This is a genomic window from Streptomyces sp. NPDC111516 (genome assembly GCF_055635345.1).
This window is the reverse complement of record NZ_JBVKBV010000001.1, coordinates 153775-168288: the sequence shown is the minus strand read 5'-3', so window position 1 is coordinate 168288 and position 14514 is coordinate 153775. Positions and strand designations below refer to the sequence as shown.

Genomic DNA, 14514 nt, shown 5'->3' with positions numbered 1-14514 from the left:
GTACGAGCGGACGCAGTTTCAGTCGGGGGCAACGTGGTGCGCGTGCTTAAGGCGGTAGTCCCGGTCCTCGCCCTGGTGGCGGTGACGGCCGGGTGTTCCTCGTCCGAGGGCAAGGACGAGCAGCGGCTGACCGCGCAGCGGGAGAACTACTGCACGCAGCTGGGGACGTGGCAGAAGGCGCGGAACGCGGCGGGCACGGACACGCCGGAGTCGTCAGGGTACGACGAGGTCGGGGCCGTCGCTCAGGACGCCTTCCTCGCGATGCGACCGCTCCGGGATGAGACCGTTGGCGGAGGCCGCACCTTGGCGGAGGCGACGGTGGCAGCGATGAACAACAGTGACTCCGAGGCGGAGGGGCGCGTCGTGCAGTACTGCGAAGATGTCGGCTTCGAGACGCTGACCCGCTAGTGCCGTAGCAGACAACGTTTGCCCCGTTTTGATGTGACGCACCGTCCGGGTGTTGTGCCGGGCGGCGCGTGGCCGTCACCCTGGCTGGGCGGCGGAACGAGTACATGTACGCGAGATCGACGATGACGAGGGCAGACGACTACTGCGGATCATCCGCAGGGGCACCGGATCGGTGGTGACCTGGCGGCGGGCCCAGATGGTGTTGCTGTCCGCCCAGGGCATGGCGGTGGCGAAGATCGCCGAGGTGTCGTTCACCAGCGATGACCGGGTCCGGGATGTGATCCACAACTTCAACGCCGACGGCTTCGAGTCGCTGTATCCGAAGTACAAGGGCGGCCGCCCCAAGACGTTCACGCTGCCCGAGTGGCGCGAGATCAAGAAGATCGCCAGGTCGAAGCCGACCGAGCATGACCTGCCGTTTTCGACGTGGAGCCTGTCCAAGTTGGCGGACTTCCTGGTCGCCGAGGGGGTGGTCGACGACATCAGCCACGAGGGCCTGCGCATCCTGCTCCGCGAGGAAGGCGTCTCCTTTCAACGCGTGAAGACCTGGAAGACCTCCCGCGACCCCGACTACGCGGTCAAAAAGGCGAGGGTCGAGCACCTCTACGCCATCGCCGATGGTGAGGTCATACCCGAGGACAGCGAGCTCGAAGTCGTCCTGTGCATTGACGAGTTCGGACCGCTCAACCTGATGCCCCATCCCGGGCGGCAGTGGGCCGAACGCGGCGGCATACACAAGGACCCCGACCGTGAACCACACCGCCGGCGGCGCGCGACCTACAACCGCTACGGCGGAGTACGCCACCTGTTCGCCGCCTACGACCTGGCCAAAAGAGGTTGCTGCTTAGAGGGCATTTGATCTAGGCGTATTGCCCTGTATGCCCTAGTGTCTCGTGATCCTGTTTGTGGAACCTGGGGTGTCTGTGATCGTTGAGTCTTGTATGGATCTCTCGTCTGAACAGATGGCTGAGCTGCGGGTGTTGGCGGGTTCCCGGGATCTGCCGGCTGTCGTGGCGCTTCGCGCGCGGATCGTGTTGTGGTCGGCCGAAGGGTGACGCCGAAAGGACATCGCCGCGCTCGCCGGTGTGGCGCCGCTGACGGTGGACCGCTGCAAGTCCCGCTATACCGAGCAGGGTATTGCCGGGCTGGAGGACAAACGCCGGGGCGGGCCGCGAACCCAGGTCCCGCCCCGGACGCGGGCCCGGGTGATCGCCTTGACGAGGATGTCCCCGCCAGCGGATTCCGGGCTCTCGCACTGGTCGACGCGAACGCTGGCCGGCGGATGTCGTCCGCGACGGCTCGGGAGATGGGGCCGCGAGGCCCATGGGTCCTGTCGCCATAACCGCGACACTATCCGTTCACCCGTTCACCCGTTCACCCGTTCACCCGTTCGGCCGTTCGGCCTTGCCGGTGGCGCCGGGGGCCGGAAGTGTCCGTCGAGAGGCTTTTTGCCGCCCCCGGTCCGGATGTGAGGGAGCACGAGCATGATGTCGGACGACCTGCAGACGTTGGCCCACGAGGCGTACGTGTACCTGTACCCGCTGGTGACGATGGATGTCACCCGACGGCAGGCGGTGTCCGTGCCCGCCGGGATCAAACCGGTCTTCGGGCCGCCGAACGAGTTCCACCACCTGCGGGAGTTCCCGTCGGCGGAGTTCCGCTCGGTGGTTCGGCCGAACTTCGACACCCTGTACTCGTCCGCGTGGCTGGATCTGACGGCCGGTCCGGTGGCGCTGCACGTCTCGGACACCGCGGGCCGGTACTTCATGGTTCCGCTGCTGGACATGTGGACCGACGTGTTCGCCACCCTCGGTCCGCGCACCACCGGCTCCGGCGACCAGGACTACCTGGTGACCGGGCCCGGTCACCAGGGCGAGCTGCCGGCCGGGGCGAACGTCCTGCGCGCCCCGACCCCGTACGTGTGGATCATCGGGCGGATCCAGACGAACGGGCCGGACGACTACGACAAGGTCCGGCGCATCCAGGACGGTCTCACGCTGGCGGCCCTCGACCCGGTCGAGCACCCGGTCGATCCGACGGCTGACGTCGCGAGCGATCCGCTGGCCACCGTCAACGGGTTCAGCGCGGTCGAGTTCTTCGCCCGGGCGGCCCGGGCGCTGGCCGTCAACCCGCCGCACGCCACGGACTTCGCCGTGCTGGCGCGTATCGCGCACCTGGGCATCGTCCCGGGGCGGGACTTCGACCCCGCCGGGTTCTCCGACGCGGACGTGGCCGCACTGGAGGCGGGGGCGCGGGCCGCCCGCGAGGCGATCATGGCATCCCCCGCCACCATCGGCACCGCCGTCAACGGCTGGCGGGTCACCGCCGAGACCATGGGCGTGTACGGCAACAACTACTTCAAGCGGGCCGCCGTCGCGGCGATCGGACTGGGGGCCAATCCCCCGGAGGACGCGATCTACCCCGTGCTCGCCGCCGACGCGGACGGTGCCCCCGTCACCGGCGAGCACGACTACCTGCTGCACTTCTCCGCCGATGGTCTGCCGCCCGTCGAAGCGTTCTGGTCAGTCACGATGTACGACGCCGAGGGGTTCCAGGTCGCCAACGAGATCGACCGCTTCGCCCTGGGCGACCGCGATCCGCTCAGCTACAACCCGGACGGCTCGCTCGACATCCTGATCTCCCGCCGCGACCCCGGCCCCGAGCGGCGGGCGAACTGGCTGCCCTCGCCCGCCGGCCCGCTCGGCCTCACCCTGCGCCTGTACGCGCCGCGGCCGGAAGCCCTCGACGGCCGCTGGACCCCGCCCGCGGTCCGACGAGTGGGCTACGGCCTGTCTGATGATTGATCGCGTGGTAGGTCGGGGTGAGTTGACGGACGCGGCGTGGGAGCGGATAGAGCCCTTGTTGCCGCGGGTGGATGGTCGTGGCCGTCCATGGTGGGATCACCGGCAGGTCAACGGGGTGCTGTGGCGGCTGCGGACCGGGGCTCCGTGGCGCGATCTGTCCGAGCGGTACGGGCCGTGGCAGACGGTCTACGAGCGGTTCGCCCGCTGGGGGGCGGACGGGACCTGAGCGAGGCTGCTGGAGTACGTCCAGGTCCGTGACGACGCGGTGGGCCGGGTGGAGTGGACCGTCTCGGTCGATTCCATGGTCAACCGGGCCCACCAGCATGCGACCGGCGCCCGGAAAAGGGGGCCGCAGACGGGGACGAACTGGAAGATCCGGGCCGCTCCCGGCGGTGGCGGTGGCCTGGTCCGCATCAGCTGACCCCGCCCAGAGCACACGCGAGGCCGCCACCGGGAGCATCCCGGTGGCGGCCTCCGCCGTCCAGGCAGCGCAAAGGTGTTGGCGTCCGGCCGGTGCGGGGGCCGGTGTGTGCGGGCGGGCGGCTACCAGCCGCGGGCGCGCCACTCGGCCAGGCTCGGCCGCTCCGCACCCAACGTGGTGTCGTTGCCGTGGCCCGGATATACCCAGGTCTCGTCCGGCAGGACGTCGAACACCTTGGTCTTCAGGTCGCCCATCAGCGAGTTGAACTCTTCAGGGGTTGTTGTCCGGCCAGGACCGCCCGGGAAGAGACAGTCCCCGGTGAACAGATGCGGAGCGCCGTGCGGGTCGTCGTAGACGAGCGCGATGGAGCCCGGGGTGTGACCGACGAGATGACGGGCGGTCAGGCCGACCCGGCCCACCCGGATCGTGTCGTTGTCGTCGACCAGGACATCGGTCGGGACCGGGATGCCCTCGGCGTCGTACCTCCCGGCGAACGTACGCGCGCCGGTGGCCGCCACCACCTCGCCCAGCGCCTGCCAGTGGTCGCCGTGCCGATGGGTGGTGACGACGGAGGCGATGCCGTCGTCACCGATCAGTCGCAGCAGGGTCCCGGCCTCGTTGGCGGCGTCGATCAGGAGCTGCTCGCCGGTGGCCCGGCAGCGCAGCAGATAGGCGTTGTTGTTCATCGGGCCGACGGCGACCTTGGAGATCATCAGATCCGTCAACTCGTGTACATCCGCACGTCCGCCGACCTTGACCGCTCCGCTGTACGTCATACGACTCAGCCTATAGCGGGGGAAGTGCGGGAAGGGGCCCGCCTTCGACGGTCAGCGCCGCCCCGTCGCGGCGTCCGCAGAGCCAGCCGAGCAGCTCGGGGGCGGTGCCGCGGACGATGACCGGGGCACCTTCCGCGCCGCCGCCCGTGGTCCAGAACCGGCCGTCGTCGGCGGCCACACCCGTGGACACGACCTCCGGATGCTGCCCGAACCGCTCGGCGAGGAAATCGATCTCCCGGTCGACGAATTCTTCGGGAAGATCCTCCAGCTCGTAGCCGATGCCCAGGTCGACATGGTGCAGCTCGACCTCGACGCGGCGGCGGAAGGGAATCCGGGAGGCCGAGTCCGTCACGCCGTTGCGCATCGTCACCGTGCGGGACCAGTCCGCCGGGGCCGATGCGGCATCCACGAAGCGGGCCGCGCTGCCGACCAGGTCGGCCAGCTGCTCGGCCTTCGGCCGGGGTGCGTCGCGCTCGATGTCGCGGTCGCGGGTTTCGCTGTCTGCGTACATGGGCCGGCCCTGGAGAACATTTACGAGCGCGTCGGCGTTACGAGAGAGGTGCGCAACGACATGGCCCCGGCTCCAGCCCGGCAATCGCGACGGCTGGGCGAGCGCGGCATCGTCCAATTTCTCGGTGGCGCTGAGCAGTCGATCAGTCGCTTCACGTACGGCGTCCAGGTCGTGTGCATGATCAATCATGATGTCGAGCCTAGCCCCGCCACTCAATCGGGTGAAGGAGGCGGCAGTCGTCCGTAAATCGAATGTGCGTGCTATACGCTCGGAGTCGAAAGCTTCGTACATCGCTGTGGCGCCCCCCGTACCCTGGGACAGCGGCTCAGTTCCCCCATTTCTCTCCAGAAAGGTGCGGACCGGCGTGGCCGACCGTCTCATCGTCCGTGGCGCTCGCGAGCACAACCTCAAGAACGTCTCGCTCGACCTCCCCCGCGACTCCCTCATCGTCTTCACCGGGCTTTCCGGGTCGGGCAAGTCGTCTCTCGCGTTCGACACGATTTTCGCCGAGGGCCAGCGGCGCTATGTGGAATCCCTCTCCTCGTACGCCCGCCAGTTCCTCGGCCAGATGGACAAGCCGGACGTCGATTTCATCGAGGGTCTCTCGCCCGCCGTCTCCATCGACCAGAAGTCGACCTCGCGCAACCCGCGCTCGACGGTCGGCACCATCACCGAGGTCTACGACTACCTGCGGCTGCTCTTCGCCCGGATCGGCAAGCCGCACTGCCCCGAGTGCGGCCGTCCCATCTCGCGCCAGTCGCCGCAGGCCATCGTCGACAAGGTGCTCGGCCTGCCCGAGGGCAGCCGCTTCCAGGTGCTCTCGCCGCTGGTGCGCGAGCGCAAGGGCGAGTTCGTCGACCTCTTCGCCGATCTGCAGACCAAGGGCTACAGCAGGGCCCGGGTCGACGGCGAGACCATCCATCTCTCCGAGCCGCCCAAGCTGAAGAAGCAGGAGAAGCACACCATCGAGGTGGTCATCGACCGTCTCACGGTGAAGGACAGCGCCAAGCGCCGACTGACCGATTCGGTCGAGACCGCGCTCGGGCTCTCCGGCGGCATGGTCGTGCTCGACTTCGTCGACCTCCCCGAGGACGACCCCGAGCGTGAGCGGATGTACTCCGAGCACCTCTACTGCCCGTACGACGACCTCTCCTTCGAGGAGCTGGAGCCGCGCTCCTTCTCCTTCAACTCGCCCTTCGGCGCCTGCCCCGACTGCACGGGCATCGGTACGCGCATGGAGGTCGACCCGGAGCTGATCGTCCCCGACGAGGACAGGTCGCTCGACGCGGGCGCGATCCACCCCTGGTCGCACGGCCACACCAAGGAGTACTTCGGCCGGCTGATCGGCGCCCTCGCCGAGGCCCTCGGATTCCGTACGGACATCCCGTGGGCCGGACTGCCGCAGCGCGCCAAGAAGGCCCTGCTCTTCGGCCACAAGATCCAGACCGAGGTCCGTTACCGCAACCGGTACGGGCGCGAGCGCGCCTACACCACCCCCGCCTTCGAGGGGGCGGTGCAGTTCGTCAAGCGGCGCCACTCCGAGGCCGAGAGCGACTCCAGCCGGGAGCGCTTCGAGGGATATATGCGCGAGGTGCCCTGCCCGACCTGTGAGGGCACCAGGCTCAAGCCGATCGTCCTCGCGGTCACGGTGATGGAGAAGTCCATCGCCGAGGTCTCCGCGATGTCGATCAGCGAGTGCGCCGAGTTCCTCGGCCGGATGAAGCTGAACGCCCGCGACAAGAAGATCGCCGAGCGGGTACTGAAGGAGGTCAACGAGCGGCTTAGGTTCCTGGTCGACGTCGGCCTCGACTACCTCTCGCTCAACCGTGCGGCAGGCACCCTGTCCGGCGGCGAGGCCCAGCGCATCCGGCTGGCCACCCAGATCGGTTCCGGTCTGGTCGGTGTGCTGTACGTGCTGGACGAGCCGTCCATCGGCCTGCACCAACGGGACAACCACCGGCTGATCGAGACCCTGGTCCGGCTCCGCGACATGGGCAACACCCTCATTGTCGTCGAGCACGACGAGGACACCATCAAGGTCGCCGACTGGGTCGTCGACATCGGCCCCGGTGCCGGCGAGCACGGCGGCAAGGTGGTCCACTCCGGATCGCTCGCGGAACTGCTGGGCAACGACGAGTCGATCACCGGTCACTATCTGACCGGCAAGAAGGCGATCGTGATGCCGGACATCCGGCGCCCCGTCGACCCGTCGCGCACGCTCACGGTGCACGGCGCCCGGGAGAACAACCTCCAGGACATCGACGTCTCCTTCCCGCTCGGCGTGCTCACGGCCGTCACCGGTGTCTCGGGCTCCGGAAAGTCGACGCTGGTCAACGACATCCTCTACACCCATCTGGCGCGCGAGCTGAACGGCGCCAAGTCCGTCCCCGGCCGCCACACCCGGGTCGACGGGGACGACGAGGTCGACAAGGTGGTGCACGTCGACCAGTCGCCCATCGGCCGCACACCCCGGTCCAACCCGGCCACGTACACCGGCGTCTTCGATCACGTCCGCAAGCTGTTCGCCGAGACGATGGAGGCGAAGGTGCGCGGCTATCTGCCGGGTCGTTTCTCCTTCAACGTCAAGGGCGGCCGCTGCGAGAACTGCTCCGGCGACGGCACGATCAAGATCGAGATGAACTTCCTGCCGGATGTGTACGTCCCGTGCGAGGTCTGCCACGGAGCGCGCTACAACCGGGAGACCCTGGAGGTCCACTACAAGGGCAAGTCCATCGCCGAGGTGCTGGACATGCCGATCGAGGAGGGGCTGGAGTTCTTCGAGGCCGTCCCGACGATCGCCCGCCACCTCCGCACGCTCCATGAGGTCGGCCTCGGATACGTCAGGCTCGGCCAGTCCGCGCCGACGCTCTCCGGCGGCGAGGCGCAGCGTGTGAAGCTCGCGAGCGAGCTGCAGAAGCGCTCCACCGGTCGCACGGTCTACGTCCTGGACGAGCCGACCACGGGTCTGCACTTCGAGGACATCAGCAAGCTCATCAAGGTGCTCTCCGGGCTGGTCGACAAGGGCAACTCGGTGATCGTCATCGAGCACAACCTCGATGTGATCAAGACCGCGGACTGGGTCATCGACATGGGCCCCGAAGGGGGCAACGGCGGCGGTCTGGTCGTGGCCGAGGGAACCCCGGAGCAGGTCGCCGGGGTGCCGGCCAGCCACACCGGCAAGTTCCTCCAGGGCATCCTGGACCCGGACCGGGTGAGCGAAGCCGCGGTGCCGGCGGCCCGCAAGCCGGCGCGGAAGGTGGTGGCGAAGAAGGTGGTCGCCGCGAAGTCGGCCCCGGCCAGGACGACGGCCACGGCCAGGACGACCACGGGCCAGGCCGCCAAGTCGGCCACGGCCAGGACCGACAGGACGGCTGCGGCGAAGAAGCCTGTGGCGAAGAAGGCGACCCGCGCGCGCAAGGCCTGATTGCCCGCGCGTTCAGGTGGCGGCCCCCGGAGCCCCGGGGCCGCCACCTGTGTCGGTACGGGGGAGTCTTCGGCCGGTAGGGGCCCCGCCCCTCACCGAAGCTCCCGGCGCCCGTCGGCCGCTCCATCCGTAGGCTCCCCGCACCCCGGAACGCCCACCCGCTCTGATCCGACCACCATCCCCCTGACCAGGCACAACGGGCCTTTGGCAGCCCGGCCGTCGGGCCCCCGATCTCCGCCGGTATCGTCGGTTCTGTCACCGATGGCTCTGATACCCGCGGTACCTCCGGTCCGCATGGTGCCTCAGTTGCCCCCGGTATTCCTCTGTACCCCGCCCCTCCGACCAGTGGAGACCGCATGCCCGGCCAGCCCGCCGCCCGCCGTACTGTGCTGAAGGGTGCCGCTCTCGCCGGCGTCGCCGGGCTGGGAGTGGCCGCCTGCTCGACCGAGTCGAAGCTCGGCCACGCCGAGACGCCGACGCCGACCGCCCCCGTCGAGCTCGGCGTGCCGGAAGAGGTTCCGGTCGGCGGATCCAAGCTCTACCGCGACCAGCGGGTCGTCGTCACCTGCCCGGCCAAGGGCCAGTACAAGGCGTTCAGCGCCCAGTGCACCCACGCGGGCTGCCTGCTGGACAAGGTCGAGGACAACGTGGGGAACTGCCCCTGCCACGGCAGCCGCTTCGACACGACGACCGGCAAGGTGACGCACGGCCCGGCGACCGCGCCGCTGCCCTCCGTCCCGGTCAGGATCGAGGGCGGAAAGCTCGTCGCGGGCCCCGACGCCTGACGCGGAGGGCGGATTCGCCGCACGGCCCTCCCGTTGGGTCGTCGGAGCCGTAGCCGAAAAGGTGGGTGGCACCCTCCCTCAGCCGGGTGCCGAGAGCAGCGGGGCGCGCTCCCTCGAGCCGCGCCCCGGAGCACGGCACCACGGCCGAGCAGGCCGCCCTGTCACTGCCCGCAAGTAGGGTGGGACACATGGCAGACCCCTCCAGCTACCGCCCCAAGCCGGGACAGATCCCCGACTCCCCGGGGGTCTACAAATTCCGCGACGAACACCGCCGGGTGATCTACGTCGGAAAGGCCAAGAACCTGCGCCAGCGCCTGGCCAATTACTTCCAGGACCTGGCCGCGCTCCACCCGCGTACGCGCACGATGGTCACCACGGCCGCCTCGGTGGAGTGGACCGTCGTCTCCACGGAGGTCGAGGCGCTCCAGCTGGAGTACTCCTGGATCAAGGAGTTCGACCCCCGGTTCAACGTCAAGTACCGCGACGACAAGAGCTATCCGTATCTCGCGGTCACGCTCAACGAGGAATTCCCGCGCGTCCAGGTCATGCGCGGAGCCAAGAAGAAGGGCGTGCGCTACTTCGGTCCGTACGGGCATGCCTGGGCGATCCGCGAGACGGTCGACCTGATGCTCCGGGTCTTTCCGGTGCGTACGTGCTCCGTCGGAGTCTTCAAGAACGCAGCCAGGACCGGCCGCCCGTGTCTCCTCGGCTACATCGGCAAGTGCTCGGCCCCCTGCGTCGGCCGGGTCACCCCCGAGGAACACCGCGAACTGGCGGTCGACTTCTGTGACTTCATGGCCGGCCGCACCGGCACGTACATCCGCCGCCTGGAGAAGGACATGATGGCGGCGGCCGAAGAGATGGAGTACGAGCGGGCGGCCCGGCTCCGTGACGACGTGGAGGCCCTCAAGCGGGCCATGGAGAAGAGCGCCGTCGTCCTCGCCGACGCCACCGACGCCGACCTGATAGCAGTCGCCGAGGACGAGCTCGAAGCCGCCGTCCAGATCTTCCATGTGCGTGGCGGCCGGGTGCGCGGCCAGCGCGGCTGGGTCACCGACAAGGTCGAGAACGTCGACACCTCGGGCCTGGTCGAGCACGCCCTGCAACAGCTGTACGGAGAGGAGACGGGCGACTCCGTCCCCAAGGAGGTTCTCGTCCCGGCCCTCCCCGAGCACCCCGATGCGGTCTCCCAGTGGCTGGCCGACCGGCGGGGCTCCCAGGTCAGCCTGCGCATCCCGCAGCGCGGCGACAAGAAGGACCTGATGGCGACGGTCCAGCGCAATGCCCAGCAGGCCCTGGGGCTGCACAAGACCAAACGCGCCTCCGACCTGACGACCCGCTCCCGGGCCCTGGAGGAGATCGCCGAGGCTCTCGGCCTGGACACGGCTCCGCTGCGCATCGAGTGCTTCGACATCTCCCATCTGCAGGGCGACGACGTGGTCGCTTCCATGGTCGTCTTCGAGGACGGTCTTGCCCGCAAGAGCGAGTACCGCCGCTTCCAGATCAAGGGCTTCGAGGGCCAGGACGACGTCCGGTCGATGCACGAGGTGATCGGCCGCCGCTTCAAGCGGTATCTCCAGGAGAAGGAACGGACGGGGGAGTGGGAGGAGACCCCCGCCCCGAGCGGCCCCGTCCCGGCCCCGCAAACCGCCTCGACGGCCCCGGCCGACCCGGCCGCCGGCATGGACACCGCCCCTGATCCGGACGCCGAGCCCCGTGAGGACGACGGCCGTCCCAAGCGGTTCGCCTATCCGCCGCAGCTCGTCGTGGTCGACGGCGGCCAGCCGCAGGTCGCCGCGGCCAGGCGCGCCCTGGACGAGCTCGGGATCGACGACATCGCCGTCTGCGGCCTCGCCAAGCGCCTCGAAGAGGTCTGGCTGCCCGATGACGACGACCCCGTCGTCCTGCCCCGCTCCAGCGAAGGCCTCTACCTCCTCCAGCGCGTCCGCGACGAGGCCCACCGCTTCGCGATCACGTATCAGCGCGCCAAGCGGGCCAAGCGCATCCGTTCCAGCCCCCTGGATGCTGTCGCCGGTCTCGGCGAGACCCGGAAACAGGCGTTGATCAAGCATTTCGGCTCCGTGAAGAAGCTGAAGCAGGCGACAATCGACGAGATCTGCGAGGTGCCGGGGATAGGCCGCAGAACGGCGGAATCAGTGGCCGTCGCCCTGGCCTCGGCCGCCCCGGCCACGCCCGCCGTGAACACGGCGACAGGAGAGATCATCGAAGAGGACGACGGGGGCAGCACGACATGACTGAGCACGAACACGAACACGAAGTCGGGCACGACAACACCGACCGAGCAGACGGAGCAGGACACGTGAGTACGGGCACCACGATCGACACGGGCGACGGGGCCGCGGCCATTCCCGAGCTGGTGATCATCTCGGGGATGTCGGGCGCGGGCCGCAGCACAGCGGCCAAGTGTCTGGAGGACCTCGGCTGGTTCGTCGTGGACAACCTGCCGCCCGCCCTGATCCCCACCATGGTCGAGCTCGGCGCCCGCTCGCAGGGCAACGTGGCCCGGATCGCCGTCGTCGTCGACGTACGCGGCCGCCGCTTCTTCGACAACCTCCGCGATTCCCTCGCCGACCTGGAGGCCAAGCACGTCACCCGGCGGGTCGTCTTCCTGGAGTCCTCCGACGACGCCCTGGTCCGCCGCTTCGAGTCGGTCCGCCGCCCGCACCCCCTCCAGGGCGACGGCCGGATCGTCGACGGCATCGCCGCCGAGCGTGACCTGCTGCGCGAGCTGCGCGGCGACGCCGACCTGGTGATCGACACCTCCAGCCTCAACGTGCACGAACTGCGCGCCAAGATGGACGCCCAGTTCGCCGGCGACGAGGAGCCGGAGCTGCGCGCCACGGTCATGTCGTTCGGCTTCAAGTACGGCCTGCCGGTCGACGCCGACCTGGTGGTCGACTGCCGCTTCCTGCCCAACCCGCACTGGGTCCCCGAGCTGCGCCCGTTCACCGGGCTCAACGCGGAGGTCTCCGACTACGTCTTCGACCAACCCGGCGCCAAGGAATTCCTCAACCAGTACACGGAACTGCTCCAGCTCATCGCCGCCGGGTACCGCCGCGAGGGCAAGCGCTACGTGACGATCGCCGTCGGCTGCACGGGCGGCAAGCACCGCTCGGTCGCCATGTCCGAGAAGCTCGCGGCCCGGCTCGCGACCGAAGGCATCGAGACCGTACTCGTCCACCGGGACATGGGGCGCGAGTGACCAGTCGTAATCTGCGCCTGCGGAGGCTGCGCAGAGCCACCTCTGCACTGTCCGCCCGCAAGCGCGGCGCGCAGCCCAAAGTCGTCGCCCTCGGCGGCGGCATGGGCCTGTCCGCGTCGCTCGCGGCGCTCCGCCGGATCACCGGCGACCTCACGGCCGTGGTCACGGTCGCCGACGACGGCGGCTCCAGCGGTCGGCTCCGCGAGGAGCTCGGTGTCCTGCCACCCGGCGACCTCCGCAAGGCGCTCGCCGCCCTGTGCGGTGACGACGACTGGGGCCAGACCTGGGCCCAGGTCATCCAGCACCGCTTCCAGTCCAAGGGCGACCTGCACGAGCACGCGGTCGGCAACCTGCTGATCGTCGCCCTGTGGGAGCAGCTCGGCGACCACGTCCAGGCCCTGGACCTGGTCGGCAAGCTCCTCGGGGCGCACGGCCGGGTGCTGCCCATGTCCGCTGTGCCACTGGAGCTCCAGGCACTCGTACGGGGACACGACCCGGCCCGCCCCGACCACGTGGACACGGTCCGCGGCCAGGCCACCGTGGCGCTCACCCCGGGCGAGGTGCAGTCCGTCCACGTCGTCCCGCACGACCCGCCGGCCGTTCCCGAGGCCGTCGCCGCCGTCCTGGACGCCGACTGGGTGGTGCTCGGCCCGGGGTCCTGGTTCTCCTCCGTGATCCCGCACCTGCTCGTACCGGAACTGCTCGACGCGCTCATCGAGACCAAGGCCCGCAAGGTGCTCTCGCTCAACCTCGCACCGCAACCCGGCGAAACTGATGGCTTCTCCCCGCAGCGTCATTTGGAGGTTTTGGGACGACACGCCCCTAAACTCGCCATGGACGTGGTGCTGGCCGACGAAGCCGCCGTGCCCGATCGTGAGTCCCTCGCCGACGCCGCCAAGCGGCTCGGTGCCGCGGTCGAGCTGGCGCCGGTGGCCTCACCCGACGGTGTTCCGATTCATGACCCGGAGCTGTTGGCCGCCGCGTACGACCGTATTTTTCGGATGCATGGAAGGATCGGCCCATGGCGATGACGCCCGCGGTGAAGGACGAAATCTCTCGGCTTCCCGTGACCCGGACCTGCTGCAGGAAGGCAGAAGTCTCGGCGATTCTTCGGTTCGCAGGTGGGCTGCACCTGGTGAGCGGCCGGATTGTGATCGAGGCGGAGCTGGACACCGCGATGGCGGCGCGCCGGCTGAAGCGCGACATCCTGGAGATCTTCGGGCACAGCTCGGAGCTGATCGTGATGGCTCCCGGCGGGCTGCGGCGCGGCTCCCGCTATGTCGTACGGGTGGTGGCGGGCGGCGACCAGCTGGCCCGCCAGACCGGACTGGTGGATGGCCGCGGCCGTCCCATCCGCGGCCTGCCCCCGCAGGTGGTCTCGGGGGCCACCTGTGATGCCGAGGCCGCCTGGCGCGGAGCCTTCCTGGCCCATGGCTCGCTCACCGAGCCGGGTCGTTCCTCCTCGCTGGAAGTGACCTGCCCGGGCCCGGAGGCGGCGCTCGCGCTGGTCGGCGCGGCCCGCAGGCTGTCCATCGCGGCGAAGGCCCGAGAGGTGCGCGGAGTGGACCGGGTCGTCGTCCGCGACGGCGACGCGATCGGGGCCCTGCTCACCCGGCTCGGCGCCCATGAGTCGGTGCTGGCCTGGGAGGAGCGGCGGATGCGGCGCGAGGTCCGCGCCACCGCCAACCGGCTCGCCAACTTCGACGACGCCAACCTGCGCCGTTCCGCGCGGGCCGCGGTCGCCGCGGGCGCCCGGGTGGGGCGTGCGCTGGAGATCCTGGGCGAGGAGGTGCCCGAGCACCTCGCGGCCGCCGGGCGGCTGCGCATGGAGCACAAGCAGGCATCCCTGGAGGAGCTGGGCGCGCTCGCCGAACCGCCGCTGACCAAGGACGCGGTCGCCGGCCGGATCCGTCGGCTGCTGGCGATGGCCGACAAGCGGGCCCAGGACCTGGGCATTCCGGGTACGGAATCCACCCTCAGCGAGGAGCTCGCCGACGGCCTGGTGGGGTGACCCGCCAAAGGCCATGAAATCGTCCGAATCCAGAACGCGCGGCCTTCCCGAGAGTGTTGACACTCCGTAATCGCCACTGCCTGTGCAGCCGGGTATCCGGAGGCCCGTACTCCTACGGCGGGGTACGGGCCTCGGCGCTTCTTACGGCCCC

The 14514-nt window shown here is 69.5% G+C and carries 11 protein-coding genes and 2 pseudogenes; 11 read left to right on the top strand and 2 right to left on the bottom strand.

The genetic code is table 11. The features are described 5' to 3' along the window. Positions 1 to 42: 42 nt before the first annotated feature. The 5 genes and pseudogenes from ACZ7L9_RS00810 to ACZ7L9_RS00790 all read left to right on the top strand — a co-directional run. On the top strand, positions 43 to 408 hold the full coding sequence (locus ACZ7L9_RS00810) for a hypothetical protein (protein WP_471411269.1): 366 nt from the start codon (positions 43 to 45) through the stop codon (positions 406 to 408). 52 nt (positions 409 to 460) lie between these two features. Continuing rightward, positions 461 to 1240: pseudogene (locus ACZ7L9_RS00805) on the top strand (helix-turn-helix domain-containing protein); the annotation flags it as partial. Positions 1241 to 1475: 235 nt separating this feature from the next. Beyond that, positions 1476 to 1880 (top strand): helix-turn-helix domain-containing protein, encoded by a 405-nt coding sequence (locus ACZ7L9_RS00800; RefSeq protein ID WP_471412717.1) that lies wholly within the window; start codon positions 1476 to 1478, stop codon positions 1878 to 1880. 12 nt (positions 1881 to 1892) lie between these two features. Further along, positions 1893 to 3212: a DUF1254 domain-containing protein gene (locus ACZ7L9_RS00795; protein ID WP_471411267.1), complete on the top strand. Its 1320-nt coding sequence runs from the start codon at positions 1893 to 1895 to the stop codon at positions 3210 to 3212. Between the two features lie 4 nt (positions 3213 to 3216). After that, positions 3217 to 3599, top strand: a pseudogene (locus tag ACZ7L9_RS00790) (IS5 family transposase); the annotation flags it as partial. A gap of 156 nt (positions 3600 to 3755) precedes the next feature. Here the strand turns inward: ACZ7L9_RS00790 and ACZ7L9_RS00785 are convergent. Together ACZ7L9_RS00785 and ACZ7L9_RS00780 are read right to left on the bottom strand one after the other, a co-directional pair. Next, positions 3756 to 4409 carry an MBL fold metallo-hydrolase gene (locus ACZ7L9_RS00785; protein WP_471411265.1) on the bottom strand — a complete coding sequence of 218 codons (654 nt, stop codon included), beginning with the start codon at positions 4407 to 4409 and terminating at the stop codon, positions 3756 to 3758. A gap of 10 nt (positions 4410 to 4419) precedes the next feature. Continuing rightward, a complete protein-coding gene (locus tag ACZ7L9_RS00780; protein ID WP_471411263.1) occupies positions 4420 to 5109 on the bottom strand; it encodes a maleylpyruvate isomerase family mycothiol-dependent enzyme in 690 nt (229 codons plus the stop codon). Positions 5110 to 5284: 175 nt separating this feature from the next. Between ACZ7L9_RS00780 and uvrA the strand changes: the two genes are divergently transcribed. From uvrA to whiA, 6 genes are all read left to right on the top strand, one after another. Next, positions 5285 to 8344 (top strand): excinuclease ABC subunit UvrA, encoded by a 3060-nt coding sequence (uvrA, locus tag ACZ7L9_RS00775; protein ID WP_471411261.1) that lies wholly within the window; start codon positions 5285 to 5287, stop codon positions 8342 to 8344. A gap of 356 nt (positions 8345 to 8700) precedes the next feature. Beyond that, a complete protein-coding gene (locus ACZ7L9_RS00770) occupies positions 8701 to 9129 on the top strand; it encodes a Rieske (2Fe-2S) protein (protein ID WP_471411259.1) in 429 nt (142 codons plus the stop codon). 188 nt (positions 9130 to 9317) lie between these two features. Further along, on the top strand, positions 9318 to 11384 hold the full coding sequence (gene uvrC / locus ACZ7L9_RS00765; RefSeq protein ID WP_471411257.1) for an excinuclease ABC subunit UvrC: 2067 nt from the start codon (positions 9318 to 9320) through the stop codon (positions 11382 to 11384). Beyond that, positions 11381 to 12352 (top strand): RNase adapter RapZ, encoded by a 972-nt coding sequence (gene rapZ, locus ACZ7L9_RS00760; protein ID WP_471411255.1) that lies wholly within the window; start codon positions 11381 to 11383, stop codon positions 12350 to 12352. The genes uvrC and rapZ overlap by 4 nt, the downstream gene beginning before the upstream one ends. Then, a complete protein-coding gene (locus tag ACZ7L9_RS00755) occupies positions 12349 to 13383 on the top strand; it encodes a gluconeogenesis factor YvcK family protein (protein ID WP_471411253.1) in 1035 nt (344 codons plus the stop codon). Before rapZ ends, ACZ7L9_RS00755 begins: the two co-directional genes overlap by 4 nt. After that, positions 13374 to 14363, top strand: coding sequence for a DNA-binding protein WhiA (gene whiA / locus ACZ7L9_RS00750; RefSeq protein WP_266745531.1), 990 nt, complete (start codon positions 13374 to 13376; stop codon positions 14361 to 14363). The genes ACZ7L9_RS00755 and whiA overlap by 10 nt, the downstream gene beginning before the upstream one ends. The last annotated feature ends 151 nt before the right edge of the window (positions 14364 to 14514 follow it).